This is a genomic window from Pseudomonas sp. R4-35-07 (assembly GCF_003852235.1).
Taxonomy (GTDB): domain Bacteria; phylum Pseudomonadota; class Gammaproteobacteria; order Pseudomonadales; family Pseudomonadaceae; genus Aquipseudomonas.
In genome coordinates, this window is record NZ_CP027732.1 from 5,492,214 (window position 1) to 5,509,871 (window position 17,658).

14 protein-coding genes are annotated in these 17,658 nt (G+C 62.5%); 5 read left to right on the forward strand and 9 right to left on the reverse strand.

Annotated features, from left to right (window positions below; translation table 11 throughout):
* Positions 1–14 precede the first annotated feature (14 nt).
* Positions 15–827, reverse strand: a complete 813-nt coding sequence (locus C4J89_RS25245) for an HDOD domain-containing protein (protein WP_177413034.1) — start codon at positions 825–827, stop codon at positions 15–17.
* A 295-nt stretch (positions 828–1,122) separates the two neighbouring features.
* Here C4J89_RS25245 and C4J89_RS25250 point away from each other — a divergent pair, with 295 nt between their 5' ends.
* A complete protein-coding gene (locus tag C4J89_RS25250) occupies positions 1,123–2,319 on the forward strand; it encodes a class I SAM-dependent rRNA methyltransferase (RefSeq protein ID WP_124415837.1) in 1,197 nt (398 codons plus the stop codon).
* Positions 2,320–2,446: 127 nt separating this feature from the next.
* Here the strand turns inward: C4J89_RS25250 and C4J89_RS25255 are convergent, their stop codons facing one another.
* Entirely contained in the window at positions 2,447–2,905 is a 459-nt protein-coding gene (locus C4J89_RS25255) for a transposase (protein WP_124415838.1), read from the reverse strand.
* A gap of 397 nt (positions 2,906–3,302) precedes the next feature.
* Between C4J89_RS25255 and ilvD the strand changes: the two genes are divergently transcribed.
* Entirely contained in the window at positions 3,303–5,144 is a 1,842-nt protein-coding gene (gene ilvD / locus C4J89_RS25260) for a dihydroxy-acid dehydratase (protein ID WP_057723488.1), read from the forward strand.
* A 194-nt stretch (positions 5,145–5,338) separates the two neighbouring features.
* Here the strand turns inward: ilvD and C4J89_RS25265 are convergent, their stop codons facing one another.
* Positions 5,339–6,397 (reverse strand): haloacid dehalogenase-like hydrolase, encoded by a 1,059-nt coding sequence (locus C4J89_RS25265; RefSeq protein WP_124415839.1) that lies wholly within the window; start codon positions 6,395–6,397, stop codon positions 5,339–5,341.
* A 241-nt stretch (positions 6,398–6,638) separates the two neighbouring features.
* Between C4J89_RS25265 and C4J89_RS25270 the strand changes: the two genes are divergently transcribed.
* The gene (locus C4J89_RS25270) at positions 6,639–8,030 is read left to right on the forward strand and encodes an L-cystine transporter (RefSeq protein WP_124415840.1); all 1,392 of its coding nucleotides are present in this window, start codon (positions 6,639–6,641) and stop codon (positions 8,028–8,030) included.
* A gap of 85 nt (positions 8,031–8,115) precedes the next feature.
* Here C4J89_RS25270 and C4J89_RS25275 read toward each other — a convergent pair whose 3' ends face one another.
* Positions 8,116–8,628 carry a dihydrofolate reductase gene (locus C4J89_RS25275; protein WP_124372190.1) on the reverse strand — a complete coding sequence of 171 codons (513 nt, stop codon included), beginning with the start codon at positions 8,626–8,628 and terminating at the stop codon, positions 8,116–8,118.
* A 69-nt stretch (positions 8,629–8,697) separates the two neighbouring features.
* Here C4J89_RS25275 and C4J89_RS25280 point away from each other — a divergent pair, with 69 nt between their 5' ends.
* Positions 8,698–10,077 carry a DUF2868 domain-containing protein gene (locus C4J89_RS25280; RefSeq protein WP_124415841.1) on the forward strand — a complete coding sequence of 460 codons (1,380 nt, stop codon included), beginning with the start codon at positions 8,698–8,700 and terminating at the stop codon, positions 10,075–10,077.
* On the forward strand, positions 10,070–11,437 hold the full coding sequence (locus C4J89_RS25285) for a DUF3482 domain-containing protein (RefSeq protein WP_124372192.1): 1,368 nt from the start codon (positions 10,070–10,072) through the stop codon (positions 11,435–11,437). Before C4J89_RS25280 ends, C4J89_RS25285 begins: the two co-directional genes overlap by 8 nt.
* Before the next feature lie 7 nt (positions 11,438–11,444).
* Here C4J89_RS25285 and C4J89_RS25290 read toward each other — a convergent pair whose 3' ends face one another.
* From C4J89_RS25290 to C4J89_RS25315, 5 genes are all read right to left on the reverse strand, one after another.
* On the reverse strand, positions 11,445–12,575 hold the full coding sequence (locus C4J89_RS25290; protein WP_124415842.1) for a TIGR03364 family FAD-dependent oxidoreductase: 1,131 nt from the start codon (positions 12,573–12,575) through the stop codon (positions 11,445–11,447).
* Positions 12,576–12,703: 128 nt separating this feature from the next.
* Positions 12,704–13,726, reverse strand: a complete 1,023-nt coding sequence (locus tag C4J89_RS25295; RefSeq protein ID WP_124415843.1) for a putative 2-aminoethylphosphonate ABC transporter substrate-binding protein — start codon at positions 13,724–13,726, stop codon at positions 12,704–12,706.
* Between the two features lie 20 nt (positions 13,727–13,746).
* Entirely contained in the window at positions 13,747–15,453 is a 1,707-nt protein-coding gene (locus C4J89_RS25300) for a putative 2-aminoethylphosphonate ABC transporter permease subunit (RefSeq protein ID WP_177413036.1), read from the reverse strand.
* Positions 15,454–15,460: 7 nt separating this feature from the next.
* Positions 15,461–16,525, reverse strand: a complete 1,065-nt coding sequence (locus C4J89_RS25305) for a putative 2-aminoethylphosphonate ABC transporter ATP-binding protein (RefSeq protein ID WP_124364841.1) — start codon at positions 16,523–16,525, stop codon at positions 15,461–15,463.
* Between the two features lie 263 nt (positions 16,526–16,788).
* Entirely contained in the window at positions 16,789–17,652 is an 864-nt protein-coding gene (locus C4J89_RS25315; RefSeq protein ID WP_124415845.1) for a LysR family transcriptional regulator, read from the reverse strand.
* Between the last annotated feature and the right edge of the window lie 6 nt (positions 17,653–17,658).

Here is a 17,658-nt window from a genome sequence, read left to right on the forward strand (position 1 = left end):
TCGGGAAGAAAGGCTCAGTGCGCGCCCAGCTCGCGGATCGACAACTTCAGGCTTTCGAAGTCGTAGTCCGACAGGCCCACGTAATCCAGCACCAGGTGGCCGATCGCCTCCCATTCACGGTCGACGGTCTGGTTGCCCAGCACGCGATAGGACGAACAAATGTGCTCGGCCATTTTCAGGATCGCCAGCAGGTTTTTAAGCACGGGTGCGCGCGATGACTCATCGCTGAAAATCGCCAGGGCGTTGTGGTGATTGGCGATGGCGTCGGTCACATGCTCCGGCAGGCGCCAGGATTTGGCGGTGTAGTAGCCCACCACGGCATGGTTGGTGTTGAACGCGTTGTTTTCGGTGTCGACCACACGGCAATCCGGGCCGGCATTGGCGTAGGCCTGTTCCAATACCGTCATGTAATTGGGGAACCGCTTGAGCATCAGCGGTACGCCGCAATCGTGGAACAGGCCCAGGGCATAGGCTTCGTCGACCGCTTGAGCGCCGGTGCGCTTGGCCAGGGTCAGGCAGGTCATAGCCACGTCCTGAGCCGTGTCCCAGAAGCGGTTGAGCGTGACGATGGTGTCATCGCTCATCTCGCCTTTGATCGACAACGCATTGATCAGGTTGATCACCGAGCGGCTGCCCAGCAGGTTCACCGCGCGCTGGATCGAGGCGATCTTGTTGCTCAGGCCGTAATACGGCGAGTTGACGATTTTCAGCAACGCGCCGGACAGGCCCGGGTCCTGGGCGATCAACCGGGCGATCACTTCCAGGTCCGGATCGGGCATGTACTGTTCCATCTGCAAATCCACCATGATTTGCGGCTGGGGCGGCACGCTGATGCCTTGCAGCACCTGCTGAATCTGTTCGGCGGAAAGCTCTTGGGACATAAGTACACACTCTGGGCTAGGCGGGGATTCTAACCCTTATGCAGACATGGCCGACACCCAAATGCCAGATTGAAACCGGACTTAATGTGGGAGGGGGCTTGCTCCCGATAGCAGTGGATCAGTCAGCTCATCTGTTTCTGACATACCGCTATCGGGAGCAAGCCCCCTCCCACATGTCCGGCGGCGCGCTCAGTAACTACACAACACGGTATACTCCCGCTCTTTTTTCCGGAGCGACGTCATGTCCCTGCCAAGCCTGCGTCTCAAAGCCAACGCCGATCGTCGTTTGCGCAACGGCCACCTGTGGGTCTACAGCAACGAAATCGACGTGGCCGCCACCCCACTCCACGGCTTCCAGGCAGGTGACCAGGCTATCCTGGAAGCGGCCGGCGGCAAGACCCTCGGCATCGTAGCCATGAGCCCGAACAACCTGATCTGCGCCCGCCTGCTGTCGCGCGACATCAAGTTGCCGCTGGACAAGTCGCTGCTGGTGCACCGCATCAACGTCGCCCTGTCGCTGCGTGATCGCCTGTTCGACAAGCCGTTCTATCGCTTGGTCTACGGTGATTCCGACCTGCTGCCAGGTTTGGTGGTCGACCGTTTCGGCGACATCCTCGTCGTGCAGATCGCCTCGGCGACCATGGAAGCCCATAAAGAAGACGTGATCGCCGCGCTGACCCAAGTGCTCAAGCCGAGCGGCATCTTGTTCAAGAACGACTCCGCCGCGCGCGACGCCGAAGGCCTCAACCGCTACGTCGAAACCGTGTTCGGCCTGGTGCCGGAGTGGGTAGCGCTGGAAGAAAACGGCGTGAAATTCGAAGCCCCGGTGATCCAGGGCCAGAAAACCGGCTGGTTCTACGACCACCGCATGAACCGCGCACGCCTGGCGCCGTATGCCAAGGGCAAGCGCGTACTCGACCTGTACAGCTACATCGGCGGCTGGGGCGTGCAAGCTGCCGCTTTCGGCGCCAGTGAAGTGTTCTGCGTCGACGCCTCCGCCTTCGCCCTCGATGGCGTCGAGCGCAATGCCGCGCTGAACGGCGTCGCCGAGAAAATGACCTGCATCGAAGGCGACGTGTTCGAAGCGCTCAAGGAACTCAAAGCCAGCGAAGAACGCTTCGACGTGATCGTCGCCGACCCGCCGGCCTTCATCAAACGCAAGAAAGACATGAAAAACGGCGAAGGCGCCTACCGCCGCCTGAACGAGCAAGCCATGCGCCTGCTCAGCAAGGACGGCATCCTGGTCAGCGCCTCGTGCTCCATGCACCTGCCCGAAGACGACCTGCAAAACATCCTGCTGACCGGCGCCCGCCACCTGGACCGCAATATCCAGATGCTCGAACGCGGCGGCCAGGGCCCGGACCACCCGGTGCACCCGGCGATTGTCGAGACGCGCTATATCAAGAGCATTACGTGCCGGTTGTTGCCGAACAGCTAACACCGGAACCTCCCTGTAGGAGCGAGCTTGCTCGCGAAAAACTCATACACGACGCGGGCTACCTGATAGCGCTGCGTTATCGTTGACGTTCTTCGCGAGCAAGCTCGCTCCTACAAGTGAAGGTGCGTCATATCCAGATGGCATCCCATAGCGGGTATTGACCAATGTGCTCGACCAAACCTGCACGCAAAGGATTTGCGACGATATAACGGGCCATTGCCTTCAAATCCTCCTCACGACGCAATGCCCGATCGAAATAGCCTTTTTGCCAAAGCGTCCCGTAAGAGCACCTCGCACTGTTGATCGCGCGGGCACTTCGCGACTTGGTGATTCGCATCAGTCTTGGCAAGTCGCCATTGTGCAATTCCACCAGCCAGTGGAAGTGGTCAGGCATGACCACCCAGGCGAGCGAAGTCGCCTCACCCTCTTCCTGAGCTTTCCTGAATTCGCTGACGAGCAGGCGACCAATGCGCCAGTCCTGAAAAATTGATTGTCGTTGGTAGGTAACAGCCGTGATCAGGTACACGCGGCCCGATTCTGAATAGCGCCCAGTGCGCAGCCGATGAGCATTTTGCTGGGTGGACATTCCTTCGTCCTCTTCTGTGATTGGAAGAGAAACGGTAGGAGCCGAAGCGTCGACTAGCCTGTAAACAATAGTTCTGAATATGTCTTGCCCCTGTAGGAGCGAGGCGGGCGGCTAGCCCTTGCTCGCGAAAAACCAACAGGCGACGCGCGCTGCCTGATAGCGCTGCGTTATCGTTGACGTTTTTTGCGAGCAAGCTCGCTCCTACAGGAAGACGGTGTAGAATCGGCCCTATTCATCGCCAGTCATCCCCCGGCGGGTTTATGAGCTCGAGGCCCCAGCACGCGGCGATCCCGCGACGCGAGTGGCAACTTCCGGACACACGGCCATTTTCTGAGTGTTCCAGACGTCTATAGAAGCTCACTCCCTTTAGTACTTGATTAGCCGCCCGGAGTGCTCCATGCCAGATTATCGCTCGAAAACATCCACCCACGGCCGCAACATGGCCGGCGCGCGCGCACTGTGGCGTGCCACGGGGATGAAAGATGACGACTTCAAGAAGCCGATCATCGCGATTGCCAACTCGTTCACCCAGTTCGTCCCTGGCCACGTCCACCTCAAGGACCTGGGCCAATTGGTCGCCCGCGAGATCGAACGCGCCGGCGGCGTGGCAAAGGAATTCAACACCATCGCCGTGGACGACGGCATCGCCATGGGCCATGACGGCATGCTGTACTCGCTGCCGAGCCGCGAGATCATCGCCGACTCCGTGGAGTACATGGTCAACGCCCACTGCGCCGACGCCATCGTGTGCATTTCCAACTGCGACAAGATCACCCCCGGCATGCTGATGGCCGCCCTGCGCCTGAACATCCCGGTGATCTTCGTCTCCGGCGGCCCGATGGAAGCCGGCAAGACCAAGCTTGCCTCCCACGGCCTCGACCTGGTCGACGCCATGGTCATCGCCGCCGATTCCAGCGCTTCTGACGAGAAGGTCGCGGAATACGAGCGCAGCGCCTGCCCGACCTGCGGTTCATGCTCCGGCATGTTCACCGCCAACTCGATGAACTGCCTGGTGGAAGCCCTGGGCCTGGCCTTGCCGGGCAACGGTTCGACGCTGGCCACCCACAGCGACCGCGAGCAACTGTTCCTGCAGGCTGGCCGCACGATTGTCGAGCTGTGCAAGCGCTACTACACCGAGAACGATGAGTCGGTATTGCCGCGCAATATCGCCAACTTCAAGGCGTTCGAAAACGCCATGACCCTGGACATCGCCATGGGCGGTTCCACCAACACCATCCTGCACTTGCTGGCTGCCGCCCAGGAAGCCGAGATCGATTTCGACCTGCGCGACATCGACCGTCTGTCCCGTCACGTGCCGCAACTGTGCAAGGTCGCGCCGAACATCCAGAAGTACCACATGGAAGACGTGCACCGCGCCGGTGGGATCTTCTCGATCCTGGGCTCCCTGGCCCGTGGCGGCCTGCTGCACACCGACCTGCCGACCGTGCACAGCACGTCCCTGGCCGAAGGCATCGCCAAGTGGGACATCACCCAAACTGACGACGAAGCCGTGCACACCTTCTTCAAGGCAGGCCCTGCAGGCATTCCGACCCAGACCGCGTTCAGCCAGTCGACCCGCTGGGACACCCTGGACGACGACCGTGAAAACGGCTGCATCCGCAGTGTCGAGCACGCCTACTCGCAAGAAGGCGGCCTGGCCGTGCTGTACGGCAACATTGCCCTGGACGGTTGCGTGGTGAAGACCGCCGGTGTGGATGAATCAATCCACGTGTTCGAAGGCCGCGCCAAGATCTACGAAAGCCAGGACAGCTCGGTGCGCGGCATCCTGGCTGACGAAGTCAAAGAAGGCGACATCGTAATCATCCGCTACGAAGGCCCCAAAGGCGGCCCGGGTATGCAGGAAATGCTTTACCCAACTTCGTACCTCAAGTCCAAAGGCCTGGGCAAAGCCTGCGCCCTGCTCACCGATGGCCGCTTCTCCGGCGGCACCTCGGGCCTGTCCATCGGGCACGCTTCGCCGGAAGCCGCTGCCGGCGGCGCGATCGGCCTGGTGCAGGATGGTGACAAAGTGCTGATCGACATTCCGAACCGTTCGATCAACCTGTTGATCAGCGATGAAGAACTCGCCGCACGCCGGGTTGAGCAGGACAAGAAAGGCTGGAAGCCGGTGGAGAAGCGTCCGCGCAAAGTCACTACCGCGTTGAAGGCATACGCGCTGTTGGCAACCAGTGCCGATAAAGGCGCTGTGCGTAACAAGGCGATGCTCGACGGGCTGTAAGCCTCGCCCATGAAAATGCCCCGTACTTGGCGGGGCATTTTTTTGCCTGGAGATAAACCCCAAGACCGATGAAGATCAAATGTGGGAGGGGGCTTGCTCCCGATAGCAGAGTGTCAGGCAATATATGAGCTGCCTGACCCACCGCTATCGGGAGCAAGCCCCCTCCCACATTTTCTTTGACCGCGCTCAGCCTGTTACTGAATATCCTCCGGCTTGACGATCACCCAGTTCTTGTCCGCCGTCACCGGCAACCCTTCCTTGGCCTGCGCCGCCGCATGCTTGGCCATCATGCCGTTGAGCTGGGTCATGTATTTGTCTTTGCGGTTGATCCACAAATGGATGCCACCCTTGGCCACGTCTACATCGTGGAACAGCATGTAACCGTCGCTGGTCGGGGTGTCGCCGCCGACGATAACCGGTTTTTTCCACTCGTCGATGTACGTGAGGATCGCCGCATGTTTGCCGGCCATCCAGGTCGCCGGGGTCCACAGGTACGGCGTCAGTTCCAGGCCGAGGTTGGCCTTCTCGTCGTACTTGCCGGCAGCGATCTGTTTGCGCGCGGTGGTCAGTTCGCCCGTTGTGCGGTCCTTGAGCAGAGTGGTCACGCCGATGACATTTTCGGGTTTGACGTTGTAGCCATACTTCGGATCGGCGGCGACCATGCGCACCAGTTCCTCCGAGGCAGCAGTCATCACATACACGTCGATGCCGTTTTCCATCAGCTTGTTGTACAGCTCGGCCTGGCCGGTGAAGACTTTCGGTGGCTGCACTTCGGATTTCTTCACTGCGTCGCCTTCAAAATAGGTGACGGGCACAGGCTTGCCGGAGGCCATCAGCTCGTCGACCTGAACCTTGAGTTCCTTGAGGGTGAAGCCGGAAAACACCTGGGCCACCCACGGGTAGCACACCATGTCGTCCACTTCGCAGAGGCGATAATAGTAGCTGAACAGGCTTTCCTTGTGGTCGGCGGTGTCTTTGAACGGCATCAGCTTGAGCGAAGGGTCGAGGCTGTCGCGGGTGATCAGGCCCTTGTTCTCCATGTACGGCAGCAAGGATTCTTCAAGGTCGTAGCGGTAGCTGGTGTTGTCCATGTCGAACACCGCGAAATTGCCCTTGTTGGCATTGGCAGCGATCATCTCGTTCAATTGTTTGGCGGCAGGCGCCGGCCAGTGTTTCAACTCGGTGGCGGCCAGCGCCTGGCTGGCGAGCCCAAGGCAGAGAGCGGCGGCAAGCAATTTCGGCGCGAGCTTCATAAGCGTTCCTTCCTGAGTGAAAGACATCGACGCTAACAAATCTGTGTGACAGTCCTCGCGTTGAGCACGACGGCCTGCGTCCTGATTCCGCCAAGGGCATACGCGGCAGCGTCAAACGCTTATTCCAAAAACGACAGTGACCATTCCATATCGGTATTAAATCAATATATTTCAAGCTGTTAGGCTCTCCGGTTCGCAATCGCAGGCTCACGCGATTGGCTGCCTTCTCAACGGAGCTTCAATGAATCTTCCCCTGATTCTCAACTTACTGGTGTTCGTGGCCCTGTTGCTGGGCCTGGCACAAACCGGCCGTACCCACTGGAGCCTTGCCAAGAAGGTGCTGTTCGCCCTGGTGCTTGGCGTGGTATTCGGTGTGGTGTTGCACGCCATCTATGGCGCCGGCCACCCGGTGCTCAAGGCTTCCATCGGCTGGTTCGACCTGGTCGGCAACGGCTATGTGCAACTGCTGCAAATGATCGTGATTCCGCTGGTGTTCGCCTCGATCCTCAGTGCCGTGGCGCGTCTGCACAATGCTTCGTCCCTGGGCAAGATCAGCTTCCTGACCATCGGCACCCTGCTGTTCACCACCGCGATTGCCGCGCTGATCGGTATCGGCCTGACCAACCTGTTCGGCCTGACTGCCGAAGGCCTGGTCGCCGGCACCCAGGAAATGGCGCGCCTGCAAGTGATCCAGAACGATTACGCGGGCAAGGTCGCCGACCTGAACATCCCGCAATTGCTGCTGTCGTTCGTGCCGGCCAACCCGTTCGCCGACCTGGCCCGGGCCAAGCCGACGTCGATCATCAGCGTGGTGATTTTCGCCGCGTTCCTGGGGGTTGCTGCGCTGCAACTGCTCAAGGATGACGTGGAAAAAGGCCAGAAAGTGCTCAACGCCATCGACACCCTGCAAGCCTGGGTGATGCGCCTGGTGCGCCTGGTCATGAAGCTGACCCCGTACGGCGTACTGGCGCTGATGACCAAGGTGGTCGCCAGCTCCAACCTGCAGGACATCATCAAGCTCGGCAGCTTTGTCGTGGTGTCGTACTTGGCCCTGGGCCTGATGTTCGTGGTGCACGGCCTGTTGTTGTCGCTGGCCGGCGTCAACCCGCTGCGCTTCTTCCGCAAAGTGTGGCCGGTGCTGACGTTTGCCTTCACCAGCCGCTCCAGCGCGGCCTCGATCCCCTTGAGCATCGAAGCGCAGACCCGTCGCCTGGGCATCCCGCAGTCAATCGCCGGTTTCGCCGCTTCGTTTGGCGCGACCATCGGCCAGAACGGCTGTGCAGGGCTTTATCCTGCGATGCTGGCGGTGATGGTGGCGCCGACTGTCGGCATCAACCCGCTGGACCCGCTTTGGATCGCGACATTGGTGGCGATTGTGACCTTGAGCTCGGCCGGCGTTGCCGGGGTTGGCGGTGGTGCGACCTTCGCCGCGCTGATCGTGCTGCCGGCCATGGGCTTGCCGGTGTCACTGGTAGCGCTGCTGATTTCCGTGGAGCCGCTGATCGACATGGGCCGCACGGCGTTGAACGTGAATGGCTCGATGACGGCGGGGGCGATTACCAGCCAGCTTATGGGGCAGACGGATAAAGCGTTGCTCGATGCCGATGAGCATGCTGAGTTGGCGCAGGCCTGATAGGACGCTATCGGGGGCAAGCCCCCTCCCACACTTTGATTTGTGAATACATTCAAATGTGGGAGGGGGCTTGCCCCCGATGCTTTTAGGCCTTTTCCCACACTTCGAAGTTGTAAGCCGGTTTATCACCCTCTGCCGGGTTCTCCAGATTCGACACCAACTTCCACTGGCTCTGATCAAACTCCGGAAACCACGCATCCCCTTCCGGGCTCAACGCCACCCGCGTCAAGTACAGGCGATCGGCATGTTCCAGCCCCTGCGCATACAGTTGCGCACCGCCGATCAGCATCAGCTCATCCACGCCCTGCTCCAGTGCCCACGCCTCGGCGCGTTCAACCGCAGCTTCCAGTGACGCAAATACTTGCGCACCTTCAAGCACCAGATCGGTCTGACGGCTGACCACGATGTTCAGGCGCCCCGGCAACGGTCGGCCCAGGGAATCCCAGGTCTTGCGCCCCATGATGATCGGCTTGCCGAGGGTGGTGGCCTTGAAATATTTGAAATCCCCCGGCAAATGCCAGGGCATGCTGTTGTCGACGCCGATCACGCGGTTTTCACCGAGGGCTGCGATCAGGCTTAGAGGGAGAGTTTTTTTCATGGCGACGAGAATACCAGAGCTGCGAGTCAGCGGTTATGCTCCAACCTCACGAACACAACAGGATGGCGCGTGACTGCACTGAACCCGCTGCACACACTCTGGCTGACCGAAACCGTGCGCCTGCGCGAAGAACACGCCGGCCCCCTGGAAGACCTCGAAGCCAACCGCCTGGCCCGCTCGGCCGGTGGCGACCTGCCAACGCGTATCGCGCAACGTGCGCTGCACCTGGCCGAACGCGACGGCCTGACCGGCGCGCTCAGTCGCTGGCTGCAAGGCGCGCGCCTGGCCGTGATACTGCTGGCGATAGTCGCGATTATCAGCGGCGCCGGCCTGGCGTTTGCCGCGCTGGGCAACGGCGTTACCCCGGTGAATGTGTTCTGGGCCCTGGGCAGCCTGCTCGGCCTGAACCTGATCCTGCTGCTCAGTTGGGCCCTGGGCCTGGTGTTTGCCGGCGAACACAGCGCCAGCCTCGGTCGCCTGTGGCTGTGGCTCAGCGAAAAACTTGCGCGCGACGCCAAGGCCGCGCAGCTGGCACCGGCACTGCTACTGTTGCTGCAGCGCCATAAACTCAACCGTTGGGCGGTTGGTGTGCTGGTCAACAGCCTGTGGTTGCTGGCGTTGCTCAGCGCCCTGCTGGTTTTACTGATGCTGCTCGCCACCCGGCGTTACGGCTTCGTGTGGGAAACCACCATCCTGGGAGCGGATACCTTCATCGCCGTCACTCAGGCCCTTGGCACACTGCCCGCCCTGCTCGGCTTCAACGTACCGACGGTCGAGATGATCCGCGCCAGCGGCGACTCCGCACTGAATATCGAAAGCGCCCGCCAGGCCTGGGCCGCCTGGTTGGTGGGGGTGTTGCTGGTCTACGGGGTGCTGCCCCGGCTGGTACTGGCGCTGCTGTGCCTGTGGCGCTGGAAACGTGGGCGCGCGGCCTTGGGCCTGGACCTCACCCAGCCCGGCTATGCCCAACTGCGCGAGCGCCTGATGCCGAGCAGCGAGCGGCTGGGGGTCAACGATGCGGCGCCGGAACACCTGCACCAGGTGGCGGGCGGCGTCAGTGAGCTGCACAGCGACGGCGCGCTGCTGGTTGCCATCGAACTGGACGAGCAGCGCCCCTGGCCGCCCAAACTGCCCGGCACGGTCAAGAACGCCGGCATTCTCGACAGCCGTGAATCGCGCAACAGACTGCTGGAGCAGCTCACACGCTTCCCGCCCGCGCGCCTGGCCATCGCCTGCGACCCGCGTCGCTCGCCCGACCGTGGCAGCCTGGCGCTGATCGCCGAACTGGCGCGCAGTGCCGCGGCCACACGGGTGTGGCTGCTGCAAGCGCCGCCCGGCCAGGCGCTGGATGCCGAGCGCCTGGGCGACTGGCACAGCGCGCTGCAACAGCTTGAGCTGCCCTTCGCCGACTGCGCACCGTTGAACTGGCTGGAGAGCGGTCATGACTAAACCCCTGAAGCTCGCCGTAGTCGGCCATACCAACGTGGGCAAGACCTCACTGCTGCGCACCCTGACCCGCGATGTCGGCTTTGGCGAAGTCTCCCATCGCCCCAGCACCACGCGGCATGTCGAAGGTGCGCGCTTGTCGGTGGATGGCGAAGCCTTGCTGGAGCTGTACGACACACCCGGCCTGGAAGACGCCATCGCCCTGCTCGACTACCTCGAACGCCTCGACCGCCCCGGTGAACGCCTGGATGGCCCGGCCCGCCTGACGCGGTTCCTGGAAGGCAGCGAAGCGCGCCAACGCTTCGAACAGGAAGCCAAGGTGCTGCGCCAACTGCTGGCCTCGGATGGCGGCCTGTACGTGATCGACGCCCGCGAACCGGTACTGGCCAAGTACCGCGACGAGTTGCAGGTGCTGGCCAGCTGCGGCAAACCCTTGCTGCCGGTGCTCAATTTCGTCAGCAGCAGCGAGCACCGCGAACCCCAGTGGCGCGAAGCCCTGGCTCGCCTTGGCCTGCATGCGCTGGTGCGCTTTGACAGCGTGGCGCCGCCGGAAGACGGCGAACAGCGGTTGTATGAAAGCCTGGCCCTGCTGCTGGAAAACGCACGGCCGCAGTTGGAACGGCTGATCCTCGACCAGCAAGCCCAACGCCAGGCGCGCCAGCAAAGCGCCGCACGCTTGATCGCCGAATTGTTGATCGACTGTGCAGCGTGCCGGCGCAGCGTAATGACCGCAGATGAGCCGCACGCGATCAGCGAACTGCGCAAGGCCGTGCGCCAACGCGAACAAAAGTGTGTGGATTCCCTGCTCAAGCTGTTCGGCTTCCGCCCGCAGGACGCCGCCGCCAGCGACCTGCCGCTGCTGGACGGACGCTGGGGCGACGACCTGTTCAACCCCGAAACCCTCAAACAGCTTGGGGTGCGCGTAGGTGGCGGGATCGCCGCAGGCGCGGCAGCCGGCGCGGGCGTGGACCTGTTGGTCGGCGGCTTGACCCTCGGCGCCGCCGCCATCGCCGGTGCGATTGCCGGTGGCGCGCTGCAGACCGCACGCAGTTATGGCGGCCGCCTGCTCGGCAAAATCAAAGGCCAACGCGAGCTGACCGTCGATGACAGCGTGCTGCGCCTGCTTGCCCTGCGCCAACGCCAGTTGCTCAAGGCCCTGAACCTGCGCGGCCATGCGGCGATGCACGGCATCAAGGTCGATACGCCCCAGGATAAAACCTGGCGCGAAGGCAAGCTGCCAGACGCCTTGAACAAAGCGCGCGCCTATCCGCAATGGTCATCGCTCAACCCCCACTCCAGGTTGAGCCAGGCCGAGCGTCAGGAGCAAATCGAGGCGCTGGCTCAGCGGTTGGACGAAGCCTGATCCGCCATTAGCGCGCCGGCCCCCACAGTGCCGTGATATTTCGCTCGGCCATGGCCGGCCCCACACTCATGCCCACACCGGTATGCATCAGCGCAATGCTGATGCCGGCAGCCGCCTGCACAAACGAAAACGGCGCGGGCCCACGCGAGCCATATACGCCCTGCCAACGCTCCAGCACCTGGAGTGTGCAGCCCAGGGTCTGCTCGGCCAGCTCGATCAGCCAGTCATCGACCTGCTCGGCGTTGAACGGCGAGGCATCGCTGCCGTAATCATGGGAATCGCCGATAATCAGGTCGCCATGGGGCGTAGGGCTGATCAGCAGGTGAATGCCGTGCTCATGCAGGTGCGGTGCTTCGCGCAGGATCTGCGCCTGCACCGGCGCCGCTTGCGGCAAGTCGGCGAACGCGCCGTAATGCACGCAACTGAGGCCGGTCAACACGGCGTGTTGCAGGTTCAGCTCAAGCGTCGGCCGTGCATGTAGCATTTGCAGGCGGCACACCTGTGGATTGAGCGCAGCGATCGATTCGACCAGCAGGGTCTGGTAGTCGTGCCCGGAACAGACAATGATCTGCTCGCCGCGAAAACGCCCCGCCGTGCTGTGCAACTGGCCTGGCTCGACGTCGCGCACCAGGGTCGAAAAGTGAAATTCCACATTCAGTTCCTGGGCCAGGTAGTTGATCAGCGCCGGGATCGCTTCGCGCGAATACAGTTGCTGATCGTCCGCGCCATGCAGCGCGGCGCGGTGATGGCGGAACTGGCCGCCGTACAGGTCGTTCAACGCCGCGCCTTGCAGCAACGCCACGTTGTAGCCGTGCTCGCGGGCACGCCCGGCGCAGAAGGCTTCGAGCAGGTGCTCTTCGGCTTCGGTACGGGCGAACAGGTAGGAGCCATTGCGCTTGAGCTGAAAGCCGGCGACCTGCGCCCAGTGTGCCCAGATATCGCGGCTTTGCCGCGCCAGGTCGAGCATCGGCCCCGGCGGTTGGCCGGTGACCAGCGCCTGGCCGAAGTTGCGTACAGACGCACCCAGCGGGGTAGCGCTGCGTTCGAAAACCTTGACCTTGAGCCCGCGCCTGGCAGCGGCGTATGCATGGGAGAGGCCGAGAATGCCGGCGCCGACAATTAACAGATCACTACTCATACTGTCCTCTCGTTCCCGCGCTCCGCGTGGGAATTCATCCAGTGACGCTCCGCGTCACGACCTTCAAGAGCGGACGCGGAGCGTCCGGAGCGGCGTTACCACGCGGAGCGTGGGAACGATCGGTACCCTTACTGCCCCGCCACCTTCTCCGACTTGCCGTCATAGCGCTTGCGCCATTGCGCCAGGATGCTGTCGCGGTTCTTCGAGGCCCAGGCAAAGTCGTTCTTGATCAACCGCTGCTCGTAATCGGCGGGCAATTCGGTCTGTGGCTTGGCAATCCCTGGCTGGGCCAGTACCGCGAAGTTGTCCTTGTACAGCTCCATCGCCGCCGGGCTGGCGGAGAAGTCCGCGAGTTTCCTGGCCGCATCGGCGTGGGCCGTGCCCTTGAGCACCGCCGTCGCCTCGATTTCCCAGCCCAGGCCTTCCTTCGGCAGGATGATGTCCAGCGGCGCCCCCTGGCGCTTGAGCTGTACGGCCGGGTATTCAAACGAAATACCAATCGGAAACTCCCCGGACGCCGCCAGCTTGCACGGCTTGGAGCCGGAGTGAACGTACTGGCCGATGTTCTGGTGCAGCTCGTCCATGTACTGCCAGCCCTGCTGCTCACCAAAGGTTTGCAACCAGGCGCTCACGTCCAGAAAGCCGGTACCGGAGGACGCCGGGTTGGGCATCACGATCTTGCCCTTGTACTCAGGCTTGGTCAGGTCCTGCCAACTCACCGGTTTGCTCAGGCCCTGTTTTTCGGCTTCGACGGTGTTGAAGCAAATGGTCGCCGCCCACACATCCATGCCGACCCAGGCCGGTGGGTTGGCGGCGTCGCGGTAGTTTTTGCCGATCTTGTCCAGGTCCTTCGGCGCGTAACGATCGAGCATGCCTTGTTGATCGAGGATCGCCAGGCTGGAGGCGGCCAGGCCCCACACCACGTCGGCCTGCGGGCGGTCCTTTTCAGCCAACAGCTTGGCGGTGATGATGCCGGTGGAGTCGCGCACCCACTTGATCTGGATGTCCGGGTTGGCCTGCTCGAAGGCCTTTTTGTAGGTCTTCAACTGCTCGGCTTCGAGGGCCGTGTACACGGTCAACTCGGTGTTGGCGAAGGCATTCAGGCTGAATGCAGTGAGTACGGCAGCGACCAGCGCCAGTGACTTGAACATCGAATACCTCCTTTGAAGGATCATTGCCCGGGCGCGGTCTGGCGCCAGGCTTGGGAGCGGCGCAAGGCGCCACGTGAGGCCCACGCCAGCAGCAGCGAGACGCTGCCTGAGGTGAACAGGATCAGGGTGGACATGGCTGCCGCGCCGCCCACATTGCCGGCGTCGTCCATGTTCAAGACGGCGACGGCGGCGAGGATGGTGTCGGGGCTGTAGAGAAAGATCGCAGCGGAGACGGTGGTCATCGCCGACACGAACAGGTAACGCAGAATATCCAGCAGCGCCGGCAGGCAGATCGGTACCGTCACTTTCAAGTAATGGCGGTAGAGCGGCGCCTTGAGGGACAACGCGGCGGCTTCGAATTCCACGTCCAGTTGGCGCAGCGCAGTGGTGGCGGTCATTTGCGCAGTGGTCAGATAGTGAGCAATGGTGCACACCACCAGCAGTGCCATGCTGCCGTAGAACACATGCAGCGGGTTGCCGCCAAGGTTGAAAAAGAACACGTAGCCCAGGCCCAGCACCAGGCCCGGTACGGCCATCGGCACAAAGCTGAGCAGGCGCAGGGCCAGGTTCAGGCTCGGTTGACCCTTGGTTTTTTCCATCAGGTAGGCGCCGGTGAAGATCAGCACACTGCCGATCAACGCCGTGCACAGCGCCATGGTCAGGCTGTTGCGATAGGCCAGCCAGCCGCCGCCGGCAGTGTCTTCGAACTGGTAGTGGTTCAAGGACAGCGACAGGTTGTAGGGCCAGAACTTGACCAGCGAGGAATACACTGCCATGCCGAACACCAGCAGCAGCGCCGCGCAGATCAGCAGCACGATAGCCAGGTAGCAGCCATCCCTGGAACGCGATGGCAGTGGTTGAAAGACCTGGGCACGGACGCTCATGGCGTCGCCGTGACGGCGCCGCAGCCACGCATCCACACCAAAGCTGAACAGCGCCGGCAACAGCAGCACCATGCCGATCAACGCGCCGCGGCCGAACTGCTGCTGGCCGACCACCGCCTTGTAGGCTTCCAGCGCCAGCACCTGGTAGTCCCCGCCCACCACCACGGGCACGCCGAAGTCAGTGATGGTCAGGGTGAACACCAGGCAGAACGCCGCAAACACCGCCTGGCGCGTGGCCGGCCAGGTAATGCTGCGAAACGCTCGGGCGGGGCTGGCGCCCATGCTTGAGGCCGCGTCGAACAAGCGCGCATCCGCCAGCGACAAGGCCGACAGCAGAATCATCAGGGCGTGTGGGAAGGTGTAAATCACCTCACCCAGCACAATGCCCCAGAAGCCGTAGATATTGTCCGAGAGCAACCCGCGCAACAGACCCTGGTTGCCGAACAGATACACCAGTGCAATGCCCGGCAACATCGATGGCGCCATCAAGGGCAGCAGCGACACGCCGCGCCAGATCACCTTGCCGGGGATCAAGGTGCGCTGCAGCGCGTAGGCAAACAGATAGGCCAGCGGTACGACGACGGCCGCGACGCTCAGGGAAACTTTCAAGCTATTGCCGAGCAACCAGTGGAAGTTGGCACTGGTCAGCAGCTCGCGTGCAGCGATCAACCCGCCGCCCTGCCCGGCTTCGCTGCTGAAGCCACGCCAGAAAATCGCCAGCAGCGGCAGCAGAACCGCCACGACCAACAGGCCCAGCCACACTAATTTGCCGCCGACCACAAACAGGCGGTCGCCCGTTTCAGCCCGGGAAACCGTGCGCGGCAGTGTCATCGCCGTATCCATGGCCATCTCAGGCAAACACCTGCAAGCTGCGCGGCGGCAGGGCCACCAGAATGTCCTGGGCCCCCAGGCGCGGCATGGCTTCCGGCGCCAGCTCGGCCAGCAGTGGGTGGCCCGGCAACTGCTCCAGCTCAAAACTCATGCGGCAGCGATTACCCAGGAAGGTGATCTCGCGGACTTTGGCCGGGAACAGGTTTTCCTCATGCACCGGCGGGTTCACGCTGATCGCTTCCGGGCGGCAGAACAGCCGGCCGGATTTGGCGATGCCGGCGTCATCGGCCAGTCGCACATTCATCCCGCCGACCTGGGCATGGCTGGCGCTGTTGCGGCTGAACGGCAGCCAGTTGCCCTGGCCGACGAACTCCGCCACGAACGGCGTGGCCGGGCGGTCATAGATTTCCTGCGGCGTGGCGTACTGCTCGACCTTGCCGTTGTGCATGACCGCGATGCGGTCGGCCATCAACATGGCCTCGTCCTGGTTGTGGGTGACCATCAGCGTGGTGATGCCCAGGCGGCGCTGAAGTTGGCGCAGCTCGGTACACAGATGCTCGCGCACCCGCGCGTCGAGGGCCGACATGGGTTCATCCAACAGCAATAACGAAGGCGCCGGCGCCAGGGCCCGCGCCAGCGCGACACGTTGCTGCTGGCCCCCGGACAACTGGCCGGGGAATTTCTTTTCGCTGCCGAGCAGGCCGACCAATTCGAGCATTTGCCCGACACGCTTGCGCACCTCATCACGGCCGCAGCCGGCGAGGCCGTAGCCGATGTTCGCTTCAACGGTCAGGTTGGGAAACAGCGCGTAGGACTGGAACAAAATGCCGTAGTCCCGCGCCTGGGGCGGCAGCCGGGAAACATCGCGGTCACCCAGGTAAAGCTCGCCGCTGTCCTGGCGCTCAAGCCCGGCGATGCAGCGCAGCAACGTGGTTTTGCCGCAGCCGGACGGGCCCAGCAGGCACACCAGCTCGCCAGCGGCAACGTCCAGGGACACGTTGTCCAACGCGGTAAAGGCGCCGAAGCGTTTCTGGATACCGCGCACCTTCATCGGCGCGCCGGGTTGGGTCAGGGCTGTGTTCATGGTGGCACCTCATCGAACGGATGAAGGCCATGCTAGGGAGGGAATGCGTAGCTGGTGTGGCAGAAAGGCAAAAGGAGGTGATAGTGGTATTGGTGGATTTGTGTAGGATTCTTAGAAATGTGGTGCCGGGTCCCGATCGTTCCTACGCTCCCGCGTAGGAATGCAGCCCGTGACGCTCTGCGTCACCTGTGGGCGGCAGTGACGGGACGCGGAGCGTCCCAGGAGGCATTCCCACGCGGAGCGTGGGAACGATCAGCTCGCTCCTACAAGGGTGACATTTCCTGGGCCAGGCCAAGGAAAGCTGCGGGCAACCGGGCACCTTTACGCTCCTTGAGGCAGTACAGATACTCGGGAATCTGCGGCGCCTTCTCGAGGGTCAGCACCTTCAGCTGTGGATCATGCGGCACTTCGTGGCGTGCGATGATGCTGATGCCGATATTGCGCAGCACTGCCTCGCGAATCGACTCACGGCTGCCAATCTCCAGCAACGGCCCGTACCCCACGCCCGCGTTCTTCAGCATCTCTTCCGTCAGCCTGCGGGTGGTAGAACCCGCTTCACGCATCAGCAAGGTATGCCCGATGAGCGCGCTCAACGGTACGTGATCAAGCTTGGCCAACGGGTGATTGCGGTGTACCGCCAACACCAGCGGGTCCGTGCCCAGCACGCGGCGCACCAGACGCGGGTCTTCCACTAACTGCGACGAGGCGGCGACGTCGACGCGGTAGTCGTCCAGCGCTTCGAGCACCTGCTGGGAATTGCCGATTTCCACCGACACCTCTACGTGCGGCAGGCGTTCGCGAAAGGCTTTGACCAGGTCCAGAATGTAGTACGGCGCGGTGGCGGCAATCCGTAAGGCGCCCTGGACCTGGCCGTTGTTGCGCAGGAAAAACTCGATGTCCGCTTCCTGCTGCAACAGCGCCTTGACCATCGGCAACAGCCGCGCGCCTTCATCGCTGACGGTCAGGCGGCGGCCGCCACGGTAGAACAGTTCAACGCCGTAGTGGCTTTCCAGGTTGCGGATCTGGGTAGTGACCGTGGGCTGGCTCAGGCCGAGCTTTTTCGCTGCCTGGGTAATGCTGCCCAGGCGGGCGACCATGAAAAACGCCTTCAGCTCAGCACTCAGCACACCACC

What these genes read in the sequence shown, in the direction of transcription:
- C4J89_RS25250 (WP_124415837.1), top strand. Translation starts at nt 1,123, where the DNA reads ATGTCCCTGCCAAGCCTGCGTCTCAAAGCCAACGCCGATCGTCGTTTG.
- C4J89_RS25265 (WP_124415839.1), bottom strand. Translation starts at nt 6,397, where the DNA reads ATGAAGCTCGCGCCGAAATTGCTTGCCGCCGCTCTCTGCCTTGGGCTC.
- C4J89_RS25300 (WP_177413036.1), bottom strand. Translation starts at nt 15,453, where the DNA reads ATGGATACGGCGATGACACTGCCGCGCACGGTTTCCCGGGCTGAAACG.
- C4J89_RS25270 (WP_124415840.1), top strand. Translation starts at nt 6,639, where the DNA reads ATGAATCTTCCCCTGATTCTCAACTTACTGGTGTTCGTGGCCCTGTTG.
- C4J89_RS25305 (WP_124364841.1), bottom strand. Translation starts at nt 16,525, where the DNA reads ATGAACACAGCCCTGACCCAACCCGGCGCGCCGATGAAGGTGCGCGGT.
- C4J89_RS25295 (WP_124415843.1), bottom strand. Translation starts at nt 13,726, where the DNA reads ATGTTCAAGTCACTGGCGCTGGTCGCTGCCGTACTCACTGCATTCAGC.
- ilvD (WP_057723488.1), top strand. Translation starts at nt 3,303, where the DNA reads ATGCCAGATTATCGCTCGAAAACATCCACCCACGGCCGCAACATGGCC.
- C4J89_RS25285 (WP_124372192.1), top strand. Translation starts at nt 10,070, where the DNA reads ATGACTAAACCCCTGAAGCTCGCCGTAGTCGGCCATACCAACGTGGGC.
- C4J89_RS25275 (WP_124372190.1), bottom strand. Translation starts at nt 8,628, where the DNA reads ATGAAAAAAACTCTCCCTCTAAGCCTGATCGCAGCCCTCGGTGAAAAC.
- C4J89_RS25290 (WP_124415842.1), bottom strand. Translation starts at nt 12,575, where the DNA reads ATGAGTAGTGATCTGTTAATTGTCGGCGCCGGCATTCTCGGCCTCTCC.
- C4J89_RS25255 (WP_124415838.1), bottom strand. Translation starts at nt 2,905, where the DNA reads ATGTCCACCCAGCAAAATGCTCATCGGCTGCGCACTGGGCGCTATTCA.